We start from the raw sequence: 25381 nt of genomic DNA on the forward strand, positions 1-25381 counted from the left end.
GCTACTGGCCCTCGCTGGCTTGCAGGGCATCCGCCGGCAGCCGATCGGCGCCCCAGCTGCGCTGGATCAGCGCAGTGACCCGGTCCAGCTCCGGCTGGGCCACCTGGGCCAGTTCGCCCCGCTCCAGTGGGTCGTAGTGGAAGATGTACAGCCGTGAGGCAAACTCTTCAAACGGCAGTGACGCTTCGCCGAAACGCTCGCCATTGCCCGCGGTGCTGACCGTGATGCCATCCCCCCAGTCCTGACCGCTGTCGTTGTTGGGGTTGTAGAAATAAACCCGCATCACATCCGCCGGATCGATACTGACCCGCAGCAGCGTAATGGCATGCCAGCCGATGAAGCGGGCGGCGCTGTCGGTGATGGCAATGCCCGCGGGCTGGGGGTGGATCAGCGGCTGGTCGCCGTTGTAATAGGGATGGTAGCTGGCGTAGAAGTGGCGCAGAAAGGCGTCCAGGTCGTGCAGTTGGCCGGTGTTCACATCGACATTGATACGAAAGCCGCGGCCCGCCCACCAGCCGTGAAATTCGGGATTGACCCAGCGGTGCGGATCGCCCTCGCGGTCTATGCAGCGGCGGCCCATCTCGGCGTAAATGCGATCCAGGTGGGGCACTACAATCAGTGATACCGGGTCCAGGTCCATCGGCAGGTTGGTGGCAACGCCGAACAGGCTCTCTTTGGAGGAGATGGGCTGGCCTTCGAAATGTATGATGATCTCGTCGTCGCGTGCTGCCCAGGCCACCATTTGCAGCAGGTAGTCAGGATCATTGTAGGCCCACATGGACAGGGCCCGGGCGGACTGGCAGGTGGGATTGTTGCCCTGGCCCACCCCCAGCGGCTGGCCCAGCATGCAGAGTACGCCCTCCAGCAACCGGGCCCGTGGCGATACGCTGTCGCCCAGGGCGATGGTGAGCCGTGACTCGGACCAGCTGGACAATTGCAGGCCCAGCTGCCGCAACAGCGCCGGCGCCACGGAGGGCTGGTACAGGATGCCACGCTCCAGCAGCAGGGCCAGGCCGTAGACCGCCTGTGCGGTACCGGAATGGACGCAGGCGCGGATCAGCGCGTGGATCAGCTCGCGGTAGCACAGCAGGCAGTCGCGGCCGGTGGCGGACAGGCCCAGGGCTTCGGTGAGCAGGTGGTCGCTCTGGTCCAGCAGATAGCGCAACAGCACCGGATGGTAGGGCGACACCAGGCCGGTATCGTGCATCGCGCGGGCGAAGCCGGTGGCCTCGCTCTGCAGTGCGGTCACATCCATGCTGGCGAGCCGGTCGCGATAGATTGCCACGCCCGGATCTTCGCGGCAGCCCTGGGTGGGGCCGAACAGCGCACTGACCAATCGGTTGGCGCCCTGGCCGCTGGCGCCCAGGGTTATATCCGGGTTGCCCTGGCAGATCGCGATCTGGGTGATCATCTGCTTTACAGCGTCCACCTGTATCGGCCGTTGCTGCAGGATGCGCCAGATTTCCTCTATCAGCTGATCGATCACATGCTCGTAGCCAATGCGTTCGGTGAGATAGTGGAACAGCTGACGCGGTATCGTGGCCAGGCGCCCCTGGGTTTCGCGTTCGGCCTCACTGGGTGCGTTGAACAGCAGGCTGAGGTTGATCGCCATTACCTGGGTCAGGTAGTGGTGGGCCTGTTCCGCGGAGATCAGTGTATGCCGATAGGCTCCGGTGGCCACTGCCAGCAGGCGCAGTTCACTCAGGGCCTCGATTACCACAGTATTGGCATCGGCGCTGCCCAGTGCATGGGGGTGAGCGAGGGCACCAGGAACTGCGGTGCGGCCCAGTCGGAGCCCTCAAACACCCCGGCCTGCTCCAGCATCGGAGCACGCGCTTCCAGCGCGGCGCAGCCGCCATCCCGCAGCAGCACCCGGCGCGCGGTATCCAGCACCCGCGGCAGCTTCCCCGGCTTGGCGAAGGCGGCTGCGTCGCCCAGCAGTGCGGTGGCCTCATCCAGCTTCAGCAGCAGGCCTTCGAGTTGGTCGTCTACTGCTGACATGGCGGTTTACACATAAAAGTCCAGATCTTCCTGGTGCTTGAGCAGGTCGCGCAGCTGGTGCGGATCCTCGCCCTTGAAGTAAATCAGGCCCCAGTGGGTGCCAAACGCGGTGCGTTTGGTGACCGTTTCGGCGATGGGCGGGGTCAGTTCGTGGGATTCGAAGTAGGGGTGGTCCTCCACTTCCTCGGGATCTCCAGTTTGTTGACCACGCGCCGCCGCGGGTAGACCCCGAAGCAACCGGCATAGCCGTTGGCATCCTCCACCTCACGGGGGAAGAAGGCCGCGACCTCCTCGGGTGTGGTATTGGGGTCGAACACCAGCATGCTGGCCTGGTAGGCATTGAAGCCGTAGACCCGCTCCAGCAGTTCGAACACCTTGAAGCCGGGGGGCCGGTAGGCGACCTCGCCAAAATACATTTCGCCGTCGCTGGTCACGAAATACTCCGGGTGAATCAGCCCGAACTCGATGTCAAAGGCCTTGATCAGCTTCTCGATTTGTGCGGTTATCTGCGGCCGGTAGCTTTCCAGTTCCGGCGAGGCAGGCACAAACACGGAATAGCCCAGCGTAACGTATTCGGAAATGTTCAGGAAGGCGATCTTGCCATTGTGCACCCAGGCTTCCACGGCGAATTCCCAGCCGTCCAGATGCGATTCCATCAGCACCGGAAATTCCTCATCCGGAATGGTGTCCACTTCATCGGGGTACGGATGACCCGATGCCCCAGACAGCCGGCCTTGTCGAAGGCCTTCAGGTGAATCGGGTCGTTGGGGTCGCCGTCCAGTTTCAGCAGGGTCTGGTTGACGCGCTTGAGAAAGCGGATCACGTCCGCCTTGTCGTGGGCCTCCTCGAAAATGCCCACCCGGATGCCACCGAGCTGCGCGCGGCGCTTCATCAGGGCCTTGTCGCGCAGCAGCAGGGACTGGCCGTACAGGCGCGGGTTTTTCAGCAATACCGAGTTGATGGCGCCGGCCCATTCCACGGTTTCCTCGTACAGCGGAATCGCGACGTCGACGTCCATCTTGTGCAGGGTTTCCGCGATCTCCAGCGAGCGGTCATTGAGCCGCTCGAAATTCCATGAAACGTAGGGGATATCGTGGGTTTTGCAGTATTCTTCAGCCCAGTCGGGGCGACCACTACATAGCGGCGGTCGAAGTTCGCGGCGGCCTCTATTGCGTTCAGGCTCCAGCCGAGCAGAGCGATGTAACCTTTTTGCGGATCTTTGTCCATTGTGCGCCTCCTTGGGGTCGGCGATGAGAGAGGCCTGCAGCTGGGAGGAAATGGCAGGCCCGGCGAATACACCACATCATACAGGATTGCGGCCACGTTCTCATCCGCAGCGGGTGGCGCCCGCAGTCCGGGGTTTATACTGCGGCGAGATTTGCTTGATCCGACCCTGGAGATCCCATGCTGCGCACAGTGTTTCTGCTCACGACCTGGCTGCTCACGACTGCCCTGGCAGTAGCCGCCCAGCCCGACCTGGAGCTGATCATGTCCGACCCGGACTGGATCGGCAATCCACCCACAGACGCCTATTGGTCCGAGGACGGCCAGTTCGTTTATTACAGCCAGAAGCGTGAGGGCGAAAACTTCAGCGACCTGTACCGGATAGCGGTGGACGGCGGTTCGTCGGAATCCGTGGCGCCCGGCGACGAGAGCGCCAGCTCCAATGGCTCGCGCGTCTACAGTTCCGACCGCCAGCAGGTCGCCTGGGTGCACCGCGGCGATATCATGCTGCGGAACCTGGCCAGCGGCGAGACCCGCCAGCTGACCCGCACCGCAGCGGAGGAAAGTACGCCGCTGTTCATGGTGGACGGGCGCGCGCTCGCCTTTGTGCGCGACGGCCAGCATTTCATCCATGAGTTTGACAGTGGCCTGCAGGCCCAGGCCGCTGACCTGCGCTTCGAGCAGGACCCGGCCGCGGAGCCGGATTTCGATGCCCTGCGCGCGCAGCAGTTGCGCAACCTGGCGACCCTGCGCCGGGAGCGGCAGCGCGAGGAAGCCGAGCGGGCCCACGAGGAAGAGCGCCGCGCGGGCGACCCCGCTGCCGCGCCAGCGCCGATCTATATCAGTGAGGAGTGGGAAGAAGTGCAGCGCTCGCTGTCACCCTCCGGCCGCTACCTGCTGCTGGTGGTCAGGGACAAGGAGGCCGAAGAGGGCCAGGCCGGCAAGATGCCCAACTACGTGACCGCGGACGGTTACACCGCGATCAGCGAAACCCGGCGCCGGGTGGGCCGTTCGTTGCCGCCGCCACAGACGCTGCTGCTGGTGGACCTGGCGAGTGGCAGCGTCAGCACCGTTGCCTACGAGCCGCTGCCCGGTTATGACAGCGACCCGCTGGCCCAGCTGCGCAAAAGCGCAGTGCGCTGGCATGTCAGAGAGGGCGCGGACCAGGAGCAGGTGGAGGCGCTGGTGAAAGCGCCCGAGCAACGTCCGCTGACGGTGGAGCGCATCGAATGGAACCACGAGGGCAGCCTGGCCGCGGTGCAGCTGCGCGCCATCGACAACAAGGACCGCTGGCTGGCCACCCTGGAACCGGGCGAAGGCCGGCTGCGGCCCCAGCACCGGCTCAATGACCCGGCCTGGATTAACTGGGATCACAACGAATTCGGCTGGCTGCCCGACGGCCGCACGCTGTGGTATCTGTCCGAAGAATCCGGCTATTCCCATCTGTACAGCAAGGCCGTGGACCAGCGCCGCGCCCGCCAACTCACCGGGGGTGACTTCGTGGTGCGCGAACCGGCCCTGGACCCAGCCGGGGAATGGTTTTACCTGGTGGCAAACCGCAGCCACCCCGGAAATTACGAGGTCTACCGGGTGGCAGCCAGCGGCGGTGAGTTGGAACAGCTGACCGAACTGGATGGTGTGGTCGGCTTCAGTCTATCCCCGGCCGGTGACCAGCTGCTGCTGACCCGCTCCTACATCGACCGCCACGAGGACCTGTACATCCAGGCCGCCGCCACCGACGCGTCCGCGCGCCAGCTCACCGATACCGTCAGCGACGCCTTCAAGGCCGTCGACTGGGTGATTCCCGAGATCGTCGAAGTACCCTCGTCCCATGTTGAGGCGCCGATCTACTCCAAGGTCTACCTGCCGCCGGATCACCAGCAGGGCGAGGCCTACCCGGCGGTGATGTTTGTGCACGGTGCCGGCTACACCCAGAACGCCCACCGCGGCTGGCCCTATTACTTCCGGGAATTCATGTTTCACACCCTGCTCGCCAATGAGGGCTATGTGGTAATCGACATGGACTACCGCGCCTCCAAGGGCTACGGCCGCGACTGGCGCACCGCGATCTACCGCAATATGGGGCGCCCGGAGCTGGAGGACTTCCGCGACGGCGTGAACTGGCTGGTGCACAACTACGGCGTGGACCCGGGACGTGTGGGTATCTACGGTGGCTCCTACGGCGGCTTCATGACCTTCATGGCGCTGTTCCTGGAGCCCGACCTATTCGCGGCCGGCGCCGCACTGCGGCCGGTGGCGGACTGGATGCACTACGAATATTTCTATACAGCGAACATCCTCAACACGCCCGAGGTGGACCCGGAGGCCTACCACCGCAGCTCGCCGATCAATTACGTCCAGAACCTGGAGGCACCGTTGCTGATCGCCTCCGGCATGCAGGACGACAATGTCTTCTTCCAGGATTCTGTGCTGGTATTGCAGCGCTTGATCGAGCTGAAGAAGGAAGACTTCGAGATTGCCATCTATCCGCTGGACCCGCACGGCTTCGTGCATCCCGAATCCTGGCTGGATGAATACCGCCGCATCTACAAACTGATGCAGGCGAACCTGCGCTGAAGACGGAAGACGGAAGACGGAAGACGGAAGACGGAAGACGGAAGACGGAAGACGGAGTGCGGAGTGCGGAGTGCGGAGTGCGGAGTGCGGAATGTGGAATACGGAATACGGAATAGGGAATAGGGACTAGCGAATAGGAAACAGGAAACAGGAAACAGGAAACAGGAAACAGGAAACAGGAAACAGGGAATGCTGGACGCTGCGACGCTGCAGGCCTATCGCGAAACCCACTACCGGGTGCAGGGCGACCCGGAGATTGTGCTGCGGGTGGGTCAGCCCAGCGCTGAGCTGGCCCTGCTGTATCGCGCAGAGGGGGTAAGTTGCAGCGCTTTTATTACCGCCTGCAACCCCGCCAGCCAACGCCTGGATGAGGCGGCCAACACGAGCCGCCAGCGGCAACTGGAGGCGGAGCTGGCCGCGCGGGGCCTGGCCTGCCTGCCGGCTGTCGGCCGGCATCCCACCAATCAATGGCCCGCCGAGCCCAGCGTGCTGGTGCTGGGCCTGCCACTGGAGGAAGCGCGCCTGCTGTGCTGTCAGTTCGGCCAGAATGCACTGCTCTGGGCGGATACCGACGCCGTGCCGCAACTGGTATTGCTAACCTGAGACGCCATGCGGCACCTGATGTTGCTGGCTTGGCACACCATCCCGCAACGAAGCTCCGCTTTCATAGGATGCGTTGACGAAGGAAACGCATCAAGCCCAGAGGCTGGTGCATTTCCTTCGTCAATGCACCGTAGTACTCCTTCAAGATGAGGCCGGTGCATTTCCTTCGTCAATGCACCCTATACTCCTTCAAGATGATTTTGACGGGTTCAGTTTTCATAGGATGCGTTGACAAAGGAAACGCATCAAGCCCAGATGCTGGTGAATTCCCTTCGTTAATACACCGTAGTACTCCTTCAAGGTGATGAGACTGGTGCATTTCCTTCGTCAATGCACCCTATTGCCGTTAATCGCCAAGCATGCCCAATCCGGCACCAAGCATGCCCACTCCGGCACCAAAACTGCACATACCGTCCATCCCGAACCAACCTGTAGCCACACCTGCGTGAAAACGCGACCTGTACGCCCATCCACTATGGCCAGCTCCCTGTCACGCGGTTACTGTGACATCCATCAAAGCCAACCACATTGTGCATAGGCAGGGGGCGTCAATTCCCCCATACTCAAGCGGGGGGATACAACAACACGTGAAATTCATCCATACATCCGACTGGCAGATCGGCATGACGCGCGCCTTCCTCAGCCAGGAAGCGGCCGCCCGCTACAGCCAGGCACGTATCGACGCCATCCGAACGCTGGGACAGCTGGCCGCGGAGCACGGCGCGCAATTCATCGTGGTGGCGGGAGATGTGTTCGAGTCCAACCAGCTTTCCGCCCAGACCCTGAGCCGCGCGCTGGATGCGCTGAACAGCGTGCCCGTGCCGGTGTTCCTGCTGCCCGGCAACCACGACCCGCTCGACGCTTCCTCCATTTTCCGCAGCAAGACCTTCCGCGAAAAAGCCCGTGACCACCTGATCGTCGTCACCGACAGCGCCCCCATCCCGGTGCCGGGTGTATCCAATGTGGAAGTGGTCGGCGCGCCCTGGTTCAGCAAGCGGCCCGCGGTGGACCTCTGCGCCGGGGCCCTGAAAAACCTGGAGCCAGAGCCGGGCGTCACCCGCATCCTGCTGGGCCACGGCCAGGTGGACTCGCTGGCGCCGGACCAGGCCCAGCCCGGCGTGGTCAACCAGGCACTGCTGGAACAGGCGCTGGCGGAGGGACGCGTGCACTACGTGGCGCTGGGGGACCGACACTCGTTGACCAGGGTCGGCAGCAGCGACCGCCTGTGCTATTCCGGCACGCCGCTGGTGACCGACTTCGATGAAGTGGACCCGAACCGGGCGCTGCTGGTGGAGCTTGCCAATGATGCCTGCACACTCACGCCCCTCACGGTCGGCTTCTGGGAATTCCAGGCCCTGCAGCGCGACATCAACGGGCCGCAAGACCTTGCCGCCTTTGCCCAGTGGCTGGATGCCATCCGCGGCAAGGAATGCACCGTGCTCAAGGTCGGCTTCACCGGCAGCGTCAACTTGGCGCTGGCGGCGGAACTGGATGCCCTGCTTGAGGCCCAGGCCCACGTATTCGCCAGCCTCAAGCGCCGCGAGCGTACCACGGACCTGGCGGTAATCCCGGATGCGCTGGACGATAACGCCATTGCCCTGAGTGGCTACGCCGATGCCACCTGGAAGGCCCTGCTGGCCCAGGCTGCCAGCGACGACACGGCCACCGATGCACTGCGCCTGATGTACCGGCTGGCCGGAGGTGCCGGCAGCCAGACAGGGAGCGCCGGAAGTCAGGCAGGGAACGCCGCCGGCAGCGAGACAGAAAGCGCCGGCAGCAATGGCGGGAGCAGCGGCGCATGAGGCTGCTCACCCTCACCCTGGAGAACTGGCGTGCAGTCAGCCACAGCCATATCGAATTCGACAACGGCGTCACCCTGATCGAGGGTCCCAACGAGGTTGGCAAGTCCTCCCTGGTGGAGGCCCTGCGCATGCTGTTCCGGGAAAAGTCCGGCTCCAAAAAGCGGGAAGTACAGGCAGTACAGCCAGTGGGCGAGGACGTGGGCAGCAGCGTTGTCGCCGAAATCCGCTGCGGCGATCACCACTTCCACTACAGCAAGACCTACAACCGCAAATCCTCCACCGAGCTGCGCATCCTCGCACCGCAGGCGGAACAACTCACCGGCGACGATGCCCACAACCGCGCCTGGGACATCCTCAGCAACCATATGGACATGGCCCTGTGGGATGCCCTGCTGGTGGAGCAGGGCAAGGAAATTGGCGGCGTCAAACTGGCCGACTCCGACGGACTGGCCCGGGCGCTGGACAACGCCGCCGGCGGCGCCGGGGTCAGCGGTGAGGAAAGCGCCCTGTTCGGCGCAGTGCAGGCCGAGTACGAACGCTACTTCACCCTGAAGACCGGCAAGCCGCGCTACGGCGACGAGCAGCAGCGCGTGGAGCAACACCGGGAGAAGGTACAGCAGCTCGAGACCACCCTGCGGGATCTGGAGGGTGACCTGCGCCGCCATGAAAACGTTTCCGCGGAAATTTCCCGGCTGCAGCGCGCGCTGCCTGAGCTGCAGGCGGCCCGGGAACAGCACGAACAGCGCTGGCAGGCCATCGATACGCTGCAGGCACGCCTGAGCGCCCGGGAAGAGGAGGGCAAGCCGCTGCAACAGCTGCTGGCTCACGCCCGCAACCAGTGGCAGAAGCGCCGGGACCTGGCGGCGGACATCGCCCGCCGGGAACAGGGCCTCGAACAGCAGCAGTCCGCATTGCTGCCCCTCACCGAACAGGTGGCAGAGCTGGACGGAATCGTGCAGGCCGGAGATGCCGCCCTCAAAGACCTGCAAAGCCGGCGTCAGACTCTGCGGCAGGCACTGCAGCAGGCCCAGCGCGATGCCGCTTGCGTGCAGGACAGCGCCGAACTGTCCCGCCTGCAACAACTGCTGGAACGGGTGCAGACCCAGCGCGGCGAGCTTACGGAACTGCGCAATACCCTGGCCGGCATTCACATCACCGCCGAGGGCCGCAGGGACATCCAGGCCGCGGCCAGCGCGCTGGAGGTGGCCAGCCGCACCCGCGACAATGCCGCCACCCGCCTGCGCATCGAAGCACTGCAAGTGGCGGACTTCAGCCTCGACGGCGAAACCATCAGCCTGAGCCCCGACGCGCCGCTGGAACGGCAAGTGGCAGAGAGTCTGCAGATCGAGATCCCTGAACTCGCGCGCATCACCATCGCCCCCGCAGCCTCCGCCGGTGAACTGACGGCGGAAGTGGAAGCCCGACAGCAGGAACTGGATGCGCTGCTGGCGCGCTACCAGGCACCCAGCGTAGAGCAGGCCATCACCCTGGACGAACAGCGAGCCGATGCCGAACAATCACTGCGCGCCGCTCGCCAGCGCCTGGATGACACCCTGCAGGGCGCGGACGAAGAAACTCTGCAGGCAGACTGCGCACGTCTGCAGCAAACCTGCGAAGACGCCCAACAACAGCGCGAGCCCGGCCAGACCCTCCCCGCAAACGAGCGCGAGGCCAAGGCGCAACTGGACACTGCCCGCGCAGCCCTGGACGCCTGCGAATCCGAACTGGATCGGGAAGGCGGCCGGCTCGCAGAACAGCGCGACGAACTCACCCGCGGCCAGGCGAAACGACAGCAGGCTGACACCGAAGTCAACGCCCTCACCAGCGTGCTGGAAGACAAGCGCGCCAGCCTGGCGCAAGAGCGCGAGGCCGAGCCTGACGACGCTCTGGAGCGGGCCGTGGCCGAACGCGAACAGCGGCTGACAGCCATCAACGCTGAACTGGAACAATTGCGCGCCGAACTACAGGCGCAAGACCCGGACAGCGCCCGCTTGCAGCGGGACAACGCCGCCAAGGCCCTGGGCCGAGCCGAGCGCGACATCATCGAGCAGCAACAGGAACAGGCCGTGCTAAAAAGCCGCCTGGACCGCGCCCAGGCCAACGGTCTGTTCGAGGACTTGGAAACCGCCGAGCAGGCCCTGACAGAAGCCGAGGACACCCTGGCCGCCACCGAACGCCGCGCCGCCGCGGCGAAGTTACTGTGGGAGACGCTAAACGAACACCGCGACGCCTCCCGCCAGGCTTATGTAGCCCCCCTTCGGGAGGGCATCCGCAACCTGGGCAAGATCGTCTTCGGCAGCGACTTCGACATCGCCCTGGCCGAAGACTGGACCATCCTCAACGTCACCCGCCAGGGCCAGACCGTACCCTTCGACTCCCTCAGCGTCGGCGCCAAGGAGCAGCTCGGCATCCTCACCCGCCTCGCCGCCGCCCGCATCGTCGCCGACCAGGGCGGCGTACCGGTGATCATCGACGACGCCCTGGGCTTTTCCGATCCCAGCCGCCTGCAGAGCATGGGCGCGGCGATTACCGCGGCGGGACGCGATGCGCAGGTGGTGGTGCTGACGTGTACGCCGGGGCGGTTTATGTATTTGGGGGAGGTGGGGGTGAGGAGGTTGTGAGTTATACGGCGTGGCCCGTACAATTAGCCGTTATGTGTCACGGGAGATCGCATGGCAAAATTTGAAATTTTAAGTCTGATAACATCACTCCTAGCTATCTTTGTTTCATGCTTGGCACTTTATCGCTCAAGAAAAACACACTCAGAGCTTGTCGAATTCGAGAAAGTTCATGTCAAGCTAAGCAGAAGGCAGATCGAAGAGTACGAAGCCAAAGATGCAGCTAGGCAGAAAACAACTCTTGGGGCGAAGCTCATAGACTCCGGAGGTATTAGGCTACAAGTATCAAATTTAGGAGAGGCTTCTGCCAAGGATATATGGATTCGCATCGAAGATCCCGATAGCTATAACCCGCTGGTTTCTGGCGATTACAAACAAAAAATTCCCTACCCATCCTTGAATCCTGGTGAGGATTTCACGTTGACAGCTTTCATTCCGTTATCCGTAACACAACAAGTTTATCCGATTGCTCTAAGATGGCTTAATGAGGATGGGACGCAAGGTGATTTTAGATGCACCGTATCAAGGTAGTGTATATCAAACCGGCAGTTCGCCCCTACGCGGCTGGACCCAAAAACCGCCCCGCGAGTTCGTCGCCGCTGCGGTAGTTCTAATGGGAGTGTAGCATTGAACAAAAATGTAAAAGTCACTGCTGAGCGCCATGTCCGCACATATACAGAGCTGTGGCACACATCATTCGTACTGCTTGAGTTAGGCAAAGAAGATGAAAGAGGGCGTCATCATAAATTGATGGGGAGCTTGGTATTTACTGCATTTGCATTTGAGGCATATCTGAATCACTTGGGCCCATCTTTGTTTGAAACATGGTCGCATATAGAACGTTTAAGCCCCAAAGCAAAATTTGAAGTTTTGGCTGAGAGAGTAGGGCTGAAAGCTGATTTCGGGTGTCGCCCGCAACAAACTATAATAAGGCTTTTTGGTTTTAGAAATGATATCGCTCATGGAAAATCTATTACACTCAAAGACATGAGAATAGAGTCTTTAGAAGTATATCAAAAAGACCCGTGGTCATTTCGTGCTCAAACGGATTGGGAGAAATATTGCACTATTGAGAATACAGAAAGAGCTAGGGAAGATATAAATTCTGTGGTTCATACTCTTCACAAAGCTTCGGAAATTAAAGATGAATACCCATTTCTTCACGGATTCGAGATACGAGGCGGGGAGCTGATAATTGACGACAATAACTAACACGCGAGCAGTTCGCCTCTGGAGGCTCTCGCGGGACGACCGCGAGCTGTTCCCGCGTTTCCGCGGAAACGCCAGCGTCACCCGATCGGTACCTCTCATCCACTACACAAGGAGACCAGGCGCGTGGCCTACGACCTGACCGGCAAGATCAAACTCATCCAGGAACCGCAGACCTTCAACAGCGGCTTTACCAAGCGCGAAATGGTGGTCATAGTTGAAGATGGCAAATATCCGCAGGAGATCAACCTGGAATTCGTGCAGGACAAGATCTCCCTGCTCGACGGCCTGCAGCCGGGCAGGAAGTCACGGTCACGTTCGATATTCGGGGCCGGGAATACAACGGGCGCTATTTCAACAATCTGCAGGGGTGGAAGATCTCTGCTGCGGATGCCTCATCCGTGCCCGCAGCTGATCCCGGCGATTACCAGGGTATGCCCGGCCAGGACGGGGATCCGGGCTATAGCGATGACGATATTCCGTTTTGATCGGAGCAGCCCGCTCACTGGTAAGCATGGCGACGATGGCCGACTTTGACAATGGTTACGGTAACCACCGCGTCATCGATTTCATAAATGATCCGGTACACCCCCTGGCGGACGCGATAGCGTTCTTGTCCTGAAAGCTTTTCGCAGCCCACGGGCCTGGGGTTTTCCGCCAAGGTTTCTATTCTGGCAAGGATGCGCTTCAGATCCCTTTGCGGTAGTGGGCGAAGATCGCGAGTAACCGATTTGCGAAACAGCAGTTTATAGCTTGCCATGCTTCTTTAAATCATTGAGCAGCGCTTCATAGGTAATTCTGGGTTCCTTTACCCTGTCTTCAAAAGCGGCGAGGTCCTCCTGGTCTTCGACCAGTGAGGCCCTGACGGCTTCGTTGACCAGTTCCGAGAGTGACTTGTCGGAATGAGCGGCCTTCAGCCGCAATGCGGCGTGCAGGTCCTGGTCAAAATAGATGGTAGAGCGCTTGGTGGAGGTGGTCATCGGCGTCGCCCTGGCCAGAGTACAGGGTCGTCATTATAGCGCTAAAACGTTAAAGCGTCCAGGCGACACCGGTGGCCGGGCGGCTGATGTCGCCCTGACCTCTATGCAACTTGCTCACTGGCTATGTCCGGAATTGGATAGGATGCCTCGAACACAAAGGAACCTGGACCACCGGGAAGGGCGTGGGTGTCAGTATTTGGTGTGAGCGATGGAGGCAGGGTGGTGAGCCGCTCAGGGCGCCAGCCAGACTTGCAGCTGCGGTACTACCTGCACCAGTACGATCAGTCCCAACATGAATGAGTGCAGAGTTGTTTGAATTCGCAATGGCTCAAGTTTTTCCAGGCGCTGCTCGATTTGCTCAAGCCGTCGGTCATGCTCCCCGAAACCCGAGCGCAATACCGCGTCCAGGTAGTCCCGGGTCACGATGTTGTCGGCGTAAAAGCCAAATGCCTCGGCCATGAGCTATGCCTGCACCTCCGCCTGCGGCTCCGGAACGCCGGCTTCCCTGAGCCGGCGCGCGTAGCGCAGTGAATCGAATGCCAGTGTCGTCACAAGAATAGCCTCTCACCGCGTTTACGCCAAGCATGACAAGCCTCTCAGGGGTGTGGTACACCATCACCATGCACGTTTTGTCCAATCCATTCATCACTGACACCTCTGCCCGGCGCCCGCGGGTGTGGCTGCTTTCTGCCTACCGCGCCGACAGCCACGCCGCCTGGGCGGACTGGCTGCTGGCCTCCCAGCCGCAGCTGGAGTGGCAGCGGCTGGAATTGCCCGGGCGCCATTTTGCCTGGCGCATTCGCGGCAATCCGCTGTCGTGGCTGGACGCGCTGCCGCCGGAGACGCCGGACCTGCTGCTGGCCACCTCGATGGTGGACCTGGCGACGCTGCGGGGCCTGCACCCGCGCCTGGCTGGTGTGCCGGCGCTGTACTACTTCCACGAGAACCAGTTTGCCTATCCACTCAGTGATCGCCAGAGCCACTGGCTGGAGCCGCGGATGGTGCAGCTGTACGGAGGGCTGGCGGCGGATCGGCTGCTGTTCAATTCCGCCTTCAACCGCGACAGCTATCTGCAGGGGTGGCGGGGCTGCTCGAACAAATGCCGGATGCGGTGCCGGCGGGCATAGTCGAGCGCCTGGGGGCAAAGAGCACCATCTGTCCGGTGCCGATTGACCCGGTGCCCGCCGCAGCGCAGCGGGATCCCGGCCTGGTGCTGTGGAACCACCGCTGGGAGCACGACAAGGCGCCGGAGCGCTTTGCCGAGGCGATGCTTGAATTGGCGGGCGAGGGCGTACCGTTTCGGCTCGCGCTGCTGGGCAAGCGTCCGCGCCGGGTGCCGCCGGCGCTGGCGCGGCTGCGGGAGGCGCTGCCGGAGCGCATTGTCGCCGACGGCCGGCTGCCGCTGGACGAATACCGGGCGCTGCTGGGCCGCGCCGGCATTGCCGTCAGTACCGCGCGCCACGAGTTTCAGGGGCTGGCAATGCTGGAGGCCGCGAGTGCCGGCGTCAGGCCACTGGTGCCGGATGCGCTGTGTTACCCGGAGCAATACCCTCCGGGCTGCCGCTACCCCGAGGATGATTCCCAGGCCCTGGTGGCTCGCTTGCGGGATTGGTTGACGGGCGAGCCGCCACCGCCGGTCGATGTCTCGCGTTGGTACAGTGACGCACTCGCCCCGGCATGGGCCGATGTGTTGCGGCAGAATCCAATCGTATGGCGCGAGCCATACTGACTGAAATACAAGCTTCAGGCGAAGATGGATCCGGTTTCGCAAGCTTGCAACCGGGATTTCGAGCTACTGGCGCAGTAGAGCCTGCGTTGGTGTTGATGCGAGCGCCCGCGATTGTCACGAACTATTCCTGCAGCCAGTTTTCCACTTTCAGGCCTGGCACTCGGGAGAATTCCCCGACATTGGCGGTCACGACGGTTAGCCCTGCCGCGAGGGCATGCGCGCAGATCAGCAGGTCGTTGGGCCCGATGGGTGTTCCCTGGCGCGTCAGGTGATGGCGCAGTTCCGCATACCGGCGGTCGACCGGTGCTTCCAGTGGCAGGACCTCAATGGCAGAGAGCAGGAGGTCGATCCGGCCGGCAAGTTTTTCCGAACCCGATTTGGCGGCACCGTAGCGGAGTTCCACTGCAACCACGATACTGGTGCAGACGCTGTCTTCGCCGATAGCGGCAATCCGGTCTGCCACCGTGCCGTGTGGATTGCGGACCAGGTCGGAAAGCATGTTGGTGTCCAGCAGATACGCCGGCCGTCCATTCACAGCGCCTTGTCATCCAGCGGGGGCAGGTCCTCATCCACATCGGGGAAAGGCTCGTCCAGGGGTTCCAGCGAGGACAGTATGGCCAGCAGCCGGCCTTTGCGGACCGGTTCCACGATCAGACGATCACCCTCCTTGTGGATGAGCGCTTCGGTTCCCTCCAACTCGAACTCACGAGGAATGCGCAGCGCCTGGTTGCGCCCATTGCGAAAAAGGCGTACATGGCGTTCTGAGGTGGTCATTCCAATACCCTCCTGATCATGGCATAGGCCCAAGCATATGCCATGTGTTCGACCAAATCAACGGGGTCATTTCGTCCGGTAGGGGCGGATGTGTCACAGCAGGAACCCAGAGTATGACGACAGCGGCTTTTACCTCGCCCGAAGGGCATCGGCTCGCCTACCGTTGCAGCGCACCGCGCGACGGCACAGACCTCACCTTTGTCTGGCTGTCCGGTTTCAAGTCAGACATGACGGGGACCAAGGCCGCGGCGCTGGAGGCCTGGGCCGCTGCAACGGGACATGGCTTTCTCGCCTTTGACTACAGCGGCCACGGTCAGTCTGAAGGGGTATTTGAAGAGGGCTGTGTGTCGGTGTGGCGCGAGGATGCTCTGGCGGTGATCGACGCGCTGAGCTCCGGCCCCGTGGTGCTGGTCGGTTCCAGCATGGGCGGCTGGCTGGCATTGCTTGTGGCGCTGGCGCGGCCAGCACGTGTGAAAGGCATGCTGTTGATTGCCCCGGCGCCGGATTTCACCGAGAACCTTCTGTGGGCAACAATGCCTGAACAGGCGCGCGAAGAAGTGAGGACCAGGGGATATACCCTGCGACCGTCGCAATACGGTGAACCGTATACGATCACGCGCAGGTTGATCGTGGACGGACGCGGCTGGCTGCTGCTGGGTGCTCCGATCCCGTTTGAGGGACCGGTCCGCATCCTCCAGGGCATGCGCGACCCGGACGTGCCGTGGCAGTACGCGGAGAGGCTGCTTGCGTCGCTCACCAGTGACGATGTTGTACTGACGCTGGTGAAGGACGGTGATCACCGGCTGTCCCGAGTGCAGGATCTGTCCAGGCTGACGGCGTGTTGCGCCGAGCTCGCCGCGCGGGGAGGGGATCGCCAGCGGTAGTAGAACCTCCCTTCCATCGTGGCCGGACGCCTGTCCAGTTGGCCGCCCGTCGATGCCAAATTTGCATTGTGCGCTAACGTACCGACCCGGGTGTAATCCGGGCGCAGTATGACGATGTCGGCTGCCGCAAGGAGAAGGCGCATGTCAATTGGTACAATTGTTCTGATTATTGTTCTGCTGATGCTGGTAGGGGCCCTCCCAACCTGGGGCTACAGTAGCAGCTGGGGTTACGGCCCCAGTGGCGGCCTGGGTCTGGTGCTGGTGATCATACTGGTGCTGGTGTTACTCGGGCACATCTGATGCAGGGTCCGGTTCCGGCCGCCGTTTTGTGGCGGCCGGTTTTTTCAGTGCCAATATTTTCCCGTAACGAACCAGTCCCGCAGTCTGCTGCAGAATCCGTGACAGTGACGTGCCACTGTCGGCGGCTTCCAGCCGCTGGCGGTTGAGCTGGGCTGCGCGGGCCCGGTCGCTGAGCGTCTGCAGCAATTCCCGCAGCACCTCCAGATTGAAGTGGGCCCCGTCCGGTGGCAGGGCCACGGGCACCGCGGGCTCATCCGCCGCAAAACCAATGGTCTCGTGGGCGTAGCGCAGCGCATCCAGCATGGCCGCGACCCTGGGATTGTCGGTGTCCTCGAGGTCATAGGGTGGTTGCCAGTCGGCCCGTGGGCGCAACTGGTCGTTGTGGGTGGTCACCAGTAGCAGCGGCGGTTTTTTCCGCTGCAGGTGGTGGCTGAAGAAGGCCTGCCAGCGCTGCATCAACTGCCGGTCCAGTTCCTTTGCCGGCTGGTTGGCCTGGCTGACCCACAACAGCAGGTCTGCCCGCGCGGCCTGTTCCAGCAGGGCCTGGGTAGTCTGTTCGTTGCCGTCCAGCCCGGGGCTGTCGATCAGATACAGTTCCAGGGCATCGTCCAGCTGCAGGTGGTGACAGTCGAAGCCTTCGGTGCTGGGCAGGGTGTCGATTTCGGCGACACATTGCGCTTTCAGTGCGTTGACCAGCGAGGATTTGCCGGCATTGATCTGGCCGACCACCAGCACGGACAGGGGCTTCAGTTCCACCGCCTCGGGTTGGGTCAGGCTGTCGCGATAGCTGGCCAGTTCCGGGGCCGACAATTTCAGCCTGCCGCTGTAGAGGTCTATCGCCACATGGGTCACCTGTTCGAACAGTGTGACTTTCAGGTTGTTCTGCATGTGTTCGTTCAATTCGCTGAACATGCTCATGGCCACATGGGACGCGGCTTCGCGCGCCAGACCGGTGACCGGGTTCACTGCCACCCGCAACGTCCGCACCAGTGGCGAGGCATAGCGGTAGACGTTGCGCAGCTTGTCGGTAGAGCGGGACAGGTGCATCAGCCGGGAAATCTTCAGCCGCCGGGCCAGCGGCACGGTTTGCACCACCTGGGCCCGGTATTCGCGGCTCCAGGTTTCCAGCATCAGCAGCAGTTCGGGCAGGGTAAAGGCGTAGCGGGCATCGGGGTCGTCGCCGTGGTAGGCGCTGGCGACAAAGAACAGGTGATCCAGCGCGGCCTGGGGGATGGCTTCCCAGGGTGTCTGGATCAGCCCGGCATCGGCGATGCGGGCAGTGGCCTGTTGCCAGATGCGTTGGTCGTGCGCCGACCAATCGGGGCGCGGGTCCAGGTGGGGTGCCCGGGCGATGGCCTCCCTGGCGGAGCGGGACATGGTGCGGCGCGCCACCCAGGAAATCAGCGTCAGCACCAGCAGACCGCCGCTGAACCACCAGAACCAGCCGCTCTGCCACAGGTACATGAGTCCCAGCACGGTCAGTGCCAGCGCCGGCAGCAGCCACAGCAGCAGCGCCACCACATAGAACTCGTTGCTGCGTTGTTGCAGCAAGGTGGCGACCGTGTCGCGGAAGCGGCGCCAGGAATTAATCACGGGGTTGCCTGCGCGCGTCCCTGCCTTCCTTCATGGCCCGCTGATAGACCTGCCGGATGCTGCCGTCATCCAGCGGAATATCGGCCTGTTTGTGGTACAGGTAACTGCAGGCGGCGCGGCCCAGGGCATAGGTGCTGGCATAGCTGACGCTGGCGGCGAAGGCGGAGCCCGCCAGCTGGCCGAAGCCCGGTATCAGTTTGCCCAACTGGCGGCCTCCCAGGCTCACCAGGTAGCGCAGCGTGAACAGGGTGCCCAGCGCGCTGACGAACTCGCTGACATTGCGCCGGCTCCAGCTGACGCCGTATTTCTGTGCCAGGCTGTGCAGCATCTTGCCCTGTACCGCCGGCACACTGACCAGGCCCACCAGCGGAATCGCGTCGCTGGCGGCAGCCGCGCCGGCGTACCACAGGATCTCGCCGCTCAGGCGCCGGAAGCTGCTCCTGGCGCCGGCGGCACCGGCCTGCTCGCGCAACCACAGACGCAGTTCGGGAACCTTGGCGGCGATCAGCCCGGCCAGTTCCTCTGCGCCCACCGTATCGGGATACTCATCGCCGCGCTCGGGCTCGGGAAAGTCCACCTCACAGTGTGCCACCGGCCCGCCCCAGGCCTGCTCCACGGCCTGCTGGGCCGCGGCGACGGCTCGCTGGCGGTCATGGGCATCGGTGACTTCCAGCACCGCAGTGTGGATTACCGCGATATGGCCGGGCTGTATATGGCGCGCGTGGCGGCGGATCTGGGTCAGCGCCTGCAGCGTTGCGCTGCGCTCGGCATCGCGCAGCCGCAGCACCACGAACAGGGCGTGGCTGCCTTCGCCCAGTAGGCGCAGGTCCTCGTCGGCGTCGTAGCTCGCTTCACCCAGGCCGCGGGTGTCCAGGAAGCGTACAACGGGGTGCTCGGGGGGGTAGTCGTAGCGGCTGGAGTTGCTGGTGCAGGGCTGGAAGCCATTGCCGATCTCGGCGCGGCTGTGGCCGGTCAGCTGGCGGACGATGGAGGTCTTGCCGGCGCCGGTCTTGCCCAGCAGCCAGATGGTAGGCAGCTGGCTGCCCGCCATCTCCCTCGCCCGCGCCAGTTCGGCGTCCGCTGGCGGATTGAGGATGTGGTTGTAGAGCTTCGCGGCAATATCCTTCATGGGGACATAGATTGCAGTGAAACTGGTACACCGTCAAAATCATCTTGAAGGAGTACCAGCCCTCCTGTCACGCCAAAATGAATCCACTTGCCCAGCACCGGTCTGCCGGTGGCCCGGCGCACGCCCTCGGCATAGGCTTCCAGCTGGCCGGAATGCTTCAGTGCCTCCTGCTGCCAGTCGCCGCGGGGCTTGGGGGAGGCCTTGTGGTCTATGATCACGAAGCCGTCGGCGGTGTCCAGCAGCAGGTCGATCTGGCCCTTGATCAGCTGGCCGTTGGCTGCGGTATAGTTGACCGGGTGTTCGGGGTAGATCGTCGAGGGGCGGAACCGCTGCTCGATGAGCTGCAGCAGGCGCCGGCTGCATTCGCTCACGGCCTCAACTGTCAGCACGTCCTGCAGATCATGGTCGGCTAGAATGCGGTGGCTGGCCTCGTCACCGTGGCCCAGCAGCGTGCAGGCGATGCTCGCGTGCAACGCTGAGCCGAGCTGGGCGGGATCGCAGTCGCGGCCCAACGGCAGGCGCGTGCCCAGGTCGATGATCTCGCCGATGCCGGCATCGGCCAGGGGCGGTAGCGCGGAGGGGTTCTGCCGCAGGGGCAGCGGCTCATGCAGGGGTGGATGGGCCGGCAGCCAGCTGGGCTGCCAGGCGGATGCCGGTGATGGCAACTCTGTCGCGGCCAGGCTTTGCACGCTGGTGGGCAGTTGGCTGCCGTCCGGCAGCGTCAGGCTGTCGCCTTCGGGCAGCATCCAGTGGGCACCCAGCGTATCCATCCACGGGCCGCCGTTCTTTTCGCTGTCCATCGTCAGGATCAAGCCGTCCCGGGGCCGGGTCAGGGAGACATACAACAGTCGCTTCACTTCCTGGATCTCGCGCGCCATCGCAGCCTGGCCGCTGTCGCTGGCGGCAATCGACTCCAGTACCGGGATGCCGGTGCTGTGGTTGCCGAAGAATGCCGGCCAGTAACGCAGGCGCCGCTGCGCCAGCGGCTGATCCAGGCTCAGGGGCTCGGGGGAGGGTGCTACCGTCAGGCCCCACAGGCGTGGCTTCAGTTCCGAGCTCAGGTCCATCGCCACCACTACCGGCCATTCCAGGCCCTTGGCGCCGTGGTGGGTCACCAGCTGGATCGCGTCCTCGTGCTCGCCGCTGGCCTGGCTGTCCCGTTCCGCTTCCGCCAGCGCTTGCAGCCACAGCACCAGCCCGGCGCTGGTGGCGGGCTCACGGCGGGCGCCGCACTGGTCCAGGTAGTCGCCGGCATGGCGCAGCAGCGCGCTGAGATTGTTGAGCCGGTGCTGGCTGCGCTGGGCGGTGGGGCCCCAGCACCAGGCGCTGCGGCGCACCTGGCCGGCGTCCAGTGCGACCCGCAGCGCTTCCACCGGGGTCAACAGTGCCAGCCGTGGACGCTGCGCCGCCAGCGCGGCCAGTGGTCCATCGGCCTGGTCTTCCAGCCAGCGGTAGGTGCTGGCCTGCGGCTGCGCCAGATACGCCAATCGCTGGCTGAGCCAGTGCTCGGGCCGCTCGCAGTTGCTCAGGGCCACGATTTCAGCGCTGGCGAGGGTATCCAGTGGGTCGATCAGGCGGCGCAGGCAGGCCAGCGCCAGGCGGCCCTCGGGGGTATGCAGCAATCCGGGGCGCTGGTAACGAACCGGCAGCCCGGCGTCGGCCAGCGCGCTCGCGACTTCACCCAGGTTGGCGTGGGTGCGGCACAGTACGGCGATATCGCCGGCGTGCAGTGGCCGCGGCGCACCGCTTTGCTTGTCGACGATCCTGCGGTCACTGTCCAGCAGGCCGGCCAGACCACTGGCCAATGCCGCGGCGCGGCCGCTCTTGTTGCGGCCGCCCAGGCGCCACAGCTCCACTGCCGGGTCCTGCAGCAGTTCCTCCCGCGCCGGGCTCAGCGCTACCTGTGAGGACTCCAGTTGATCGGCGAAGGCCGGTACGAACAGGGCGTTGCAGTACTGCACCAATGACGGGCGCGAGCGCCAGGAGCGGGTCAGGACTTCCGGCTTGCTGCCGTCGGCGGTGACGCGCGCCAGCACCGCCTCCATCAGCGCCGGGTCGGCACCGCGGAAGCCGTAGATCGACTGTTTGGTATCACCCACCCAGATCACCTGCTGCGCCAGGGTCGACAGCTTCAAAAACAGTGCCAGCTGGATCGGGCTGGTGTCCTGGAACTCGTCCACCATCAGCAGTTGAAGTTCTTCCCGCAGGGTATCAGCCACGGTGGGGTGGTCCAGCAACTGGTACAGGCGCTGCTCCTGGTCGACGAAGTCGATCAGCCCTTTGCGGGTTTTCAGATCCTGGTAGGTGGCCAGACTGGCGGCGGCAATGGTGAAGGCCTGCTCGCAGAAGTCGCGCAGGTCACGCCGCAGGCCGGGATGTTCATCGTAGCGACAGGCGATTGCAGCGACGCGCTCGCTGAAATCGCGCGAGCGGGCGCCGGGACGGGCCTTGGCCAGCGCGATCCATTCGGCCCAGCTCAGGCGTCGCTTGATCAGCGCTGCCTGGGTCTGCTGCAACCGCGAGAGGTAGTCGCGGGTGGCCTTGGTACTGTCTGTGCCGGCGTCGATCCCGGCCAGCGCATGGTTGACAGCACCCAGCAGGGCGGCGTCCAGGTCCTCATGGCAGGCTGCCGGAAAATGTGCCAACAGCTCGGCGGCGCTGGCCTCGCCCAGTTCGCGGATGTCATCGGCGCCCTGGTTGTTGGCGCGGGCGGCGTCCACGATGCGCTTGACCTCCTGGCGCCAGCTCTGCTGGCCGCTGCGCTGGTCGACGATGCGCAGCCGGTGGCTGAGGGCATTCATCCGCCGCAGTTGCGCGGGCTCGCCCGCCAGGGCCTGTTCCATGGCCTGGTAGAACAGCAGCTCGCCCTGGGCTTCGTCCAGCACCTGCTGGTCCGGCGGCAGGCCGGCCTCGAAGGCAAAGCGCTGCAGCAGCTCTCCGCAGACGCCGTTTACGGTGCCGATCAGGGCCTGGTCCATCTGCTGGGCGATTGCGGCTTGACCCTCGGCGAGCAGCGCGCGGCGCACCCGTTGCTGCAGTTCGGCCGCCGCCAGCCGGGTGAAGGTGGTGGCGATCACACCGGCCGGCGCCACCTCGCCGGCTGCCAGCATCCGGCGCAGCCGCTCGGTCAGGCTCCAGGTCTTGCCGCTGCCGGCACCGGCGCTGATGAAACGGATATTGGCGCTCATGCGTTGGGCTCCCAGCCAGTGAGCACGAGATACTCGTTGAAGCGGTCGCTGCTTGCCGGCATGGGCAGACCCTCGTCGCCGGGGTCCGATTCGGGGCCGGGTTCGGTGCCGGCGACGGTGACTTCAATCAGGCCGCGGTCGAGCTGGGCCCGGCGCCAGCGCCAGCTGGCCTCCACCCGCTGCCAGAAGCGGGCCGGCCCCTCCTGGGTGTCCGGTATTATCCGTTCGGCCTCCGGAAAGAAACCGTGGTCCAGGTTCAGCATATGGGCGTCGCTGACGATGAAGTAGCTCAGCAGGGGCGTCTGGCCGGCACCCGCAGCCAGGCGCAGCTGCGCATAGGTGGCGAGCTGCAGATAGCTGCCGGCCAGCAGGCTGTCGCGGCGGTAGCGGCGTCCGCCCCACTTGATATCGACAATGGCCTCGCGGCCGTCCGCGGTGGTCGCCAGCAGGTCAATGGTGCCGGTGAGAGTACCCCCGGCGAACTGGCCCTGCTGTGGCAGTTCCATCGCCACCCGGGTGACGCCCGCCTGCTGCAGCTGTTCCACCAGTACCTGCAGGGCTTCCTGCAGCTGGCTGCCGAAGCGCTCGGCTTCAGCCTGACGGCCGGCTTCCAGCAACAGCGCGCCCTCCTGCTGCAGCAGTGCAGGCAGTTGGCGCTGAACCCAGGCCGCGATGGCCTGCGGTGCGATCTGGGCAATGTCCGGCTGAGCGGCAAAAAACAGCTCGAACAGGCGGTGGGCGAGCCTGCCCTTGAGCAGGCTGCCGTCGCTTAGCGTGACCAGCGAGCCGGACCGGATGCGGGCCGAATAGCGCAGCACCCATTGATAGGGGCTGTGCAGGCAGGCCTCCAGACTGGAGTAGGATTCCGTCTCGCGGGGTGCTATGGCGTTACCCAGCGGCAACTGCCACCAGCGGCTCCTGGCGGGCAGTGAACGGGCTGACAGTGCCTGCTGTGGCAGCTCCAGCCGCGCGGCGGTGGCAGGGTCAGCAGCGTCCAGCACCGGCAGATTGCGGCTGAGGCTTTGCAGCAGGTCCCATACCGGGTGCGGGCGCTCGGCGTCGTCGTGCAACACCAGCAGGCATTGCTGACGGGCGCACAGCAATGGCCGCAGCTGGGCCCGCGCCTGCCACTGCAGCTGCGCTGCCTCACTGTGCAGCTGCACCCCGTGCGCGGCCAGCGCGCTGCGCTCGGCGCGGGACCAGGGCCAGCGCCGGACCCGGCCGCTGGCCTGGCAGTCCCACCAGATCACCTGCTCCACCGGCTCCCGGAAGGCGCCTGCGTGGCTGGCGGCGAGCGCCCGGCCGGGTCCCGGACCCAGCTCGGCGCCGCGGTCGGTCACGTCACAACCGCTGCCGCGGACGTCGTCGATCAGGCGCAGTACCTGGTCACGGTTGAGCCGGTCACGGCCATGACGCTGCAGCCGCTGCAGTGCCCGTTCGAATTCCACGGCCTGGTTGATGGCGATGGTGTACAGCGAGCGCAGTGCCTCATCGCTACTCGCCTCCTGCGCCGCACCCAACCAGCTGGCGAGGCGCTGGGCGCGCCGTTCCAGCGTCGCCGTGTCGGCGCCCTGTTCCGGCGGAAAACGCTCTGGTTCCAGCCAGTAACGGATATTCTCGGCGTGGCGGGTGCGCTGGGCGGGTTCCTCTTGTTCCAGGCAGGCCGCTACCGCCTGCTGCCATTGTTCGCTGCCGATGCCGGGGATTGCGGCGGCAGTTTGTGTCAGCCGCTCCCGTTGCCGGGCCGGAATCGGAGCCACCGGATGTGACAGGAACTGGAACAGCGCCCTGGCATTGAGCGGTTCCCACAACAGCTCGCAGGCCAGCGGCAACAGCTGGAACAGCGGGCGCCAGACCGAGCTGGCACCGAAACCCAGGCGCGGCGCACCGATAGCTTCCAGTGCTTCATCCAGCAAGTCACCGCGCTGCTCGGCGAGAATGGCCGGTCCGGCGTTGCCGCTTGTCGCCAATTGCCTGGCGGTCAGCGCGGCGATCAGGGGCGCGCTGGCGGCGGGGGCATCCGCCTGCAGTGCCAGCAGACTGCCATCGCCGCGCAGGTTCAGCGGCGCCGGGCCCGGCGCCAGCAGGTATTGCTGTACCCGGTGGAGGTCGCTGCCTTCGACTGCAGCGGGCTGTGGCGCAGCAGTGTGCTCCAGCGGCAGTTCCAGGGTGGTCAGCAGTTGCTGCCACAGCGGCGGGAAATCTTCCAGCCGGTCCGCGAGCGTTATCCGCCGCAGCGCCACCGGATGCTCCGGCAACAGTGCGATCACTCGCTGCAGGCGCTGTCCGGTGCCGGCTGCCACCCGCTCCCGCGCCAGTGTTTCTATTGCCGCCATCGCGGTCAGTCGCGGTGGTGCCGCGGGCGGGAAGTGACCGCTCCAGCCTGCTTCGTACCAGTGATCGCGCCACTGCAGCAGGCTGCGGGCCACGGCGAAGGGATCTGCCTCCCAGGAGGCTTGGTAAAACTGGCCGCCGCGGTCAGTCTCGTCGATACAGGCGAGGTACTGGATCAGGCGGGAACTGAAGGGCGTCTCGGCGGCGGGAATGCCGAGCCGGGTCTCCAGCAGCTGCAGCAGGCCTCTGGGCCCGGTGTGCACCAATCCCAGGCTGTCGGCCGGACGTTCAGGGGTGGCCGCGTCACCTTTCAGGGCGAGGCTGACATCAATGGTACCGACGGCAGTGGGCATGGTGTGCGGTCTCTGATCAGGCTGCAGGTGGGGGTCCAGTGTACTGGAAGGAACACAGACAGCGCGAATTCGGAGGGTAACGT

General features: G+C 64.1%; 25 protein-coding genes. 11 read left to right on the forward strand and 14 right to left on the reverse strand.

The window, feature by feature from the left end; translation table 11 throughout:
- Nucleotide 1 precedes the first annotated feature (1 nt).
- From G3T16_RS18160 to G3T16_RS21325, 5 genes are read right to left on the reverse strand one after another with little or no spacing between them, the layout of a single operon-like run.
- Complete coding sequence (locus G3T16_RS18160) at nucleotides 2–1720, reverse strand: hypothetical protein (RefSeq protein ID WP_197911740.1); 1719 nt, start codon at nucleotides 1718–1720, stop codon at nucleotides 2–4.
- Nucleotides 1714–2001, reverse strand: coding sequence for a hypothetical protein (locus G3T16_RS21310; RefSeq protein WP_197911741.1), 288 nt, complete (start codon nucleotides 1999–2001; stop codon nucleotides 1714–1716). The genes G3T16_RS18160 and G3T16_RS21310 overlap by 7 nt, the downstream gene beginning before the upstream one ends.
- Before the next feature lie 6 nt (nucleotides 2002–2007).
- Complete coding sequence (locus G3T16_RS21315) at nucleotides 2008–2181, reverse strand: hypothetical protein (RefSeq protein ID WP_197911742.1); 174 nt, start codon at nucleotides 2179–2181, stop codon at nucleotides 2008–2010.
- Nucleotides 2145–2657, reverse strand: a complete 513-nt coding sequence (locus tag G3T16_RS21320) for a hypothetical protein (RefSeq protein ID WP_197911743.1) — start codon at nucleotides 2655–2657, stop codon at nucleotides 2145–2147. The genes G3T16_RS21315 and G3T16_RS21320 overlap by 37 nt, the downstream gene beginning before the upstream one ends.
- Complete coding sequence (locus G3T16_RS21325; RefSeq protein ID WP_197911744.1) at nucleotides 2657–3019, reverse strand: hypothetical protein; 363 nt, start codon at nucleotides 3017–3019, stop codon at nucleotides 2657–2659. The genes G3T16_RS21320 and G3T16_RS21325 overlap by 1 nt, the downstream gene beginning before the upstream one ends.
- Before the next feature lie 386 nt (nucleotides 3020–3405).
- Between G3T16_RS21325 and G3T16_RS18170 the strand changes: the two genes are divergently transcribed.
- From G3T16_RS18170 to G3T16_RS18200, 7 genes are all read left to right on the forward strand, one after another.
- Nucleotides 3406–5802 carry a S9 family peptidase gene (locus G3T16_RS18170; protein ID WP_163496458.1) on the forward strand — a complete coding sequence of 799 codons (2397 nt, stop codon included), beginning with the start codon at nucleotides 3406–3408 and terminating at the stop codon, nucleotides 5800–5802.
- Nucleotides 5803–5991: 189 nt separating this feature from the next.
- Complete coding sequence (locus tag G3T16_RS18175; protein ID WP_163496459.1) at nucleotides 5992–6405, forward strand: DUF3293 domain-containing protein; 414 nt, start codon at nucleotides 5992–5994, stop codon at nucleotides 6403–6405.
- A gap of 587 nt (nucleotides 6406–6992) precedes the next feature.
- Nucleotides 6993–8207 (forward strand): metallophosphoesterase family protein, encoded by a 1215-nt coding sequence (locus tag G3T16_RS18180; protein ID WP_163496460.1) that lies wholly within the window; start codon nucleotides 6993–6995, stop codon nucleotides 8205–8207.
- Nucleotides 8204–10828 (forward strand): AAA family ATPase, encoded by a 2625-nt coding sequence (locus tag G3T16_RS18185; protein WP_163496461.1) that lies wholly within the window; start codon nucleotides 8204–8206, stop codon nucleotides 10826–10828. Before G3T16_RS18180 ends, G3T16_RS18185 begins: the two co-directional genes overlap by 4 nt.
- Before the next feature lie 51 nt (nucleotides 10829–10879).
- Nucleotides 10880–11356 carry a hypothetical protein gene (locus G3T16_RS18190; protein ID WP_163496462.1) on the forward strand — a complete coding sequence of 159 codons (477 nt, stop codon included), beginning with the start codon at nucleotides 10880–10882 and terminating at the stop codon, nucleotides 11354–11356.
- Between the two features lie 96 nt (nucleotides 11357–11452).
- Nucleotides 11453–12037 carry a hypothetical protein gene (locus tag G3T16_RS18195; RefSeq protein WP_163496463.1) on the forward strand — a complete coding sequence of 195 codons (585 nt, stop codon included), beginning with the start codon at nucleotides 11453–11455 and terminating at the stop codon, nucleotides 12035–12037.
- Nucleotides 12038–12160: 123 nt separating this feature from the next.
- Complete coding sequence (locus G3T16_RS18200) at nucleotides 12161–12571, forward strand: DUF3127 domain-containing protein (protein WP_456298655.1); 411 nt, start codon at nucleotides 12161–12163, stop codon at nucleotides 12569–12571.
- On the opposite strand, the gene G3T16_RS18205 is transcribed toward G3T16_RS18200, so the two are convergent.
- From G3T16_RS18205 to G3T16_RS18215, 3 genes are all read right to left on the reverse strand, one after another.
- Nucleotides 12537–12794 (reverse strand): type II toxin-antitoxin system RelE family toxin, encoded by a 258-nt coding sequence (locus tag G3T16_RS18205; RefSeq protein WP_163496464.1) that lies wholly within the window; start codon nucleotides 12792–12794, stop codon nucleotides 12537–12539. The genes G3T16_RS18200 and G3T16_RS18205 overlap by 35 nt on opposite strands.
- Nucleotides 12781–13014: a CopG family transcriptional regulator gene (locus G3T16_RS18210; RefSeq protein WP_163496465.1), complete on the reverse strand. Its 234-nt coding sequence runs from the start codon at nucleotides 13012–13014 to the stop codon at nucleotides 12781–12783. Before G3T16_RS18210 ends, G3T16_RS18205 begins: the two co-directional genes overlap by 14 nt.
- A 231-nt stretch (nucleotides 13015–13245) precedes the next feature.
- Nucleotides 13246–13473: a hypothetical protein gene (locus G3T16_RS18215; protein ID WP_163496466.1), complete on the reverse strand. Its 228-nt coding sequence runs from the start codon at nucleotides 13471–13473 to the stop codon at nucleotides 13246–13248.
- A 125-nt stretch (nucleotides 13474–13598) separates the two neighbouring features.
- Between G3T16_RS18215 and G3T16_RS21330 the strand changes: the two genes are divergently transcribed.
- The gene (locus G3T16_RS21330; RefSeq protein ID WP_197911745.1) at nucleotides 13599–14141 is read left to right on the forward strand and encodes a tRNA-queuosine alpha-mannosyltransferase domain-containing protein; all 543 of its coding nucleotides are present in this window, start codon (nucleotides 13599–13601) and stop codon (nucleotides 14139–14141) included.
- Nucleotides 14093–14743, forward strand: a complete 651-nt coding sequence (locus tag G3T16_RS21335) for a glycosyltransferase (protein WP_197911746.1) — start codon at nucleotides 14093–14095, stop codon at nucleotides 14741–14743. The genes G3T16_RS21330 and G3T16_RS21335 overlap by 49 nt, the downstream gene beginning before the upstream one ends.
- Before the next feature lie 121 nt (nucleotides 14744–14864).
- Here the strand turns inward: G3T16_RS21335 and G3T16_RS18225 are convergent, their stop codons facing one another.
- Nucleotides 14865–15278, reverse strand: a complete 414-nt coding sequence (locus tag G3T16_RS18225) for a type II toxin-antitoxin system VapC family toxin (protein WP_163496467.1) — start codon at nucleotides 15276–15278, stop codon at nucleotides 14865–14867.
- Nucleotides 15275–15517 carry an antitoxin gene (locus tag G3T16_RS18230; RefSeq protein ID WP_163496468.1) on the reverse strand — a complete coding sequence of 81 codons (243 nt, stop codon included), beginning with the start codon at nucleotides 15515–15517 and terminating at the stop codon, nucleotides 15275–15277. The genes G3T16_RS18225 and G3T16_RS18230 overlap by 4 nt, the downstream gene beginning before the upstream one ends.
- A gap of 113 nt (nucleotides 15518–15630) precedes the next feature.
- Here G3T16_RS18230 and G3T16_RS18235 point away from each other — a divergent pair, with 113 nt between their 5' ends.
- The gene (locus G3T16_RS18235) at nucleotides 15631–16401 is read left to right on the forward strand and encodes an alpha/beta hydrolase (RefSeq protein ID WP_163496469.1); all 771 of its coding nucleotides are present in this window, start codon (nucleotides 15631–15633) and stop codon (nucleotides 16399–16401) included.
- A 141-nt stretch (nucleotides 16402–16542) separates the two neighbouring features.
- Nucleotides 16543–16701 (forward strand): DUF3309 family protein, encoded by a 159-nt coding sequence (locus G3T16_RS18240; protein WP_163496470.1) that lies wholly within the window; start codon nucleotides 16543–16545, stop codon nucleotides 16699–16701.
- On the opposite strand, the gene G3T16_RS18245 is transcribed toward G3T16_RS18240, so the two are convergent.
- From G3T16_RS18245 to G3T16_RS18260, 4 genes are read right to left on the reverse strand one after another with little or no spacing between them, the layout of a single operon-like run.
- Complete coding sequence (locus tag G3T16_RS18245) at nucleotides 16684–18294, reverse strand: GTPase family protein (RefSeq protein ID WP_163496471.1); 1611 nt, start codon at nucleotides 18292–18294, stop codon at nucleotides 16684–16686. The genes G3T16_RS18240 and G3T16_RS18245 overlap by 18 nt on opposite strands.
- The gene (locus G3T16_RS18250) at nucleotides 18287–19423 is read right to left on the reverse strand and encodes a YcjF family protein (RefSeq protein ID WP_163496472.1); all 1137 of its coding nucleotides are present in this window, start codon (nucleotides 19421–19423) and stop codon (nucleotides 18287–18289) included. The genes G3T16_RS18245 and G3T16_RS18250 overlap by 8 nt, the downstream gene beginning before the upstream one ends.
- Nucleotides 19420–22611 (reverse strand): UvrD-helicase domain-containing protein, encoded by a 3192-nt coding sequence (locus G3T16_RS18255; RefSeq protein ID WP_163496473.1) that lies wholly within the window; start codon nucleotides 22609–22611, stop codon nucleotides 19420–19422. The genes G3T16_RS18250 and G3T16_RS18255 overlap by 4 nt, the downstream gene beginning before the upstream one ends.
- Nucleotides 22608–25298 carry a PD-(D/E)XK nuclease family protein gene (locus G3T16_RS18260; protein WP_163496474.1) on the reverse strand — a complete coding sequence of 897 codons (2691 nt, stop codon included), beginning with the start codon at nucleotides 25296–25298 and terminating at the stop codon, nucleotides 22608–22610. The genes G3T16_RS18255 and G3T16_RS18260 overlap by 4 nt, the downstream gene beginning before the upstream one ends.
- Nucleotides 25299–25381: the final 83 nt, after the last annotated feature.

Source organism: Kineobactrum salinum, from assembly GCF_010669285.1.
GTDB classification, from domain to species: Bacteria; Pseudomonadota; Gammaproteobacteria; order Pseudomonadales; family Halieaceae; genus Kineobactrum; species Kineobactrum salinum.

Bases quoted from the DNA above. Each gene is read 5' to 3' on its own strand.
- G3T16_RS18215 (WP_163496466.1), bottom strand. From the start codon at position 13,473: ATGGCCGAGGCATTTGGCTTTTACGCCGACAACATCGTGACCCGGGAC.
- G3T16_RS18235 (WP_163496469.1), top strand. From the start codon at position 15,631: ATGACGACAGCGGCTTTTACCTCGCCCGAAGGGCATCGGCTCGCCTAC.
- G3T16_RS18185 (WP_163496461.1), top strand. From the start codon at position 8,204: ATGAGGCTGCTCACCCTCACCCTGGAGAACTGGCGTGCAGTCAGCCAC.
- G3T16_RS18190 (WP_163496462.1), top strand. From the start codon at position 10,880: ATGGCAAAATTTGAAATTTTAAGTCTGATAACATCACTCCTAGCTATC.
- G3T16_RS18170 (WP_163496458.1), top strand. From the start codon at position 3,406: ATGCTGCGCACAGTGTTTCTGCTCACGACCTGGCTGCTCACGACTGCC.
- G3T16_RS18205 (WP_163496464.1), bottom strand. From the start codon at position 12,794: ATGGCAAGCTATAAACTGCTGTTTCGCAAATCGGTTACTCGCGATCTT.
- G3T16_RS21330 (WP_197911745.1), top strand. From the start codon at position 13,599: ATGACAAGCCTCTCAGGGGTGTGGTACACCATCACCATGCACGTTTTG.
- G3T16_RS21320 (WP_197911743.1), bottom strand. From the start codon at position 2,657: ATGGAATCGCATCTGGACGGCTGGGAATTCGCCGTGGAAGCCTGGGTG.
- G3T16_RS21325 (WP_197911744.1), bottom strand. From the start codon at position 3,019: ATGGACGTCGACGTCGCGATTCCGCTGTACGAGGAAACCGTGGAATGG.
- G3T16_RS18240 (WP_163496470.1), top strand. From the start codon at position 16,543: ATGTCAATTGGTACAATTGTTCTGATTATTGTTCTGCTGATGCTGGTA.
- G3T16_RS18210 (WP_163496465.1), bottom strand. From the start codon at position 13,014: ATGACCACCTCCACCAAGCGCTCTACCATCTATTTTGACCAGGACCTG.
- G3T16_RS18260 (WP_163496474.1), bottom strand. From the start codon at position 25,298: ATGCCCACTGCCGTCGGTACCATTGATGTCAGCCTCGCCCTGAAAGGT.
- G3T16_RS21310 (WP_197911741.1), bottom strand. From the start codon at position 2,001: ATGTCAGCAGTAGACGACCAACTCGAAGGCCTGCTGCTGAAGCTGGAT.
- G3T16_RS18175 (WP_163496459.1), top strand. From the start codon at position 5,992: ATGCTGGACGCTGCGACGCTGCAGGCCTATCGCGAAACCCACTACCGG.
- G3T16_RS18255 (WP_163496473.1), bottom strand. From the start codon at position 22,611: ATGAGCGCCAATATCCGTTTCATCAGCGCCGGTGCCGGCAGCGGCAAG.
- G3T16_RS18250 (WP_163496472.1), bottom strand. From the start codon at position 19,423: ATGAAGGATATTGCCGCGAAGCTCTACAACCACATCCTCAATCCGCCA.
- G3T16_RS18230 (WP_163496468.1), bottom strand. From the start codon at position 15,517: ATGACCACCTCAGAACGCCATGTACGCCTTTTTCGCAATGGGCGCAAC.